Genomic DNA, 284 nt, shown 5'->3' with positions numbered 1-284 from the left:
CAAGTCGCGCTGCACGTTCTGCCTGTGGCCGCAGACGGTGAGCGGCCACCGCTACCGCACGCGCTCGGTCGAGAACGTGCTGGCGGAAGCGAAGTGGATCCGCGACAACATGCCGGAAGTGAAGGAGCTGATGTTCGACGACGACACCTTCACCGACGACCTGCCGCGCGCCGAAGCGATTGCGATTGGCCTTGGCAAGCTCGGCATGACGTGGTCGTGCAACGCGAAGGCGAACGTGCCGTACAAGACGCTGAAGGTGATGAAGGAGAACGGCCTGCGCCTGC

1 pseudogene is annotated in these 284 nt (G+C 64.1%); it reads left to right on the top strand.

Annotated features, from left to right (window positions below):
* Positions 1 to 284: pseudogene (locus U5A65_RS40855) on the top strand (hopanoid biosynthesis associated radical SAM protein HpnJ); the annotation flags it as partial.

Source organism: Paraburkholderia sp. J10-1 (assembly GCF_905220165.1).
Lineage (GTDB): Bacteria > Pseudomonadota > Gammaproteobacteria > Burkholderiales > Burkholderiaceae > Paraburkholderia.
Note: the sequence above shows the minus strand (reverse complement) of the source record. Positions and strands in the feature narration are given on the sequence as shown.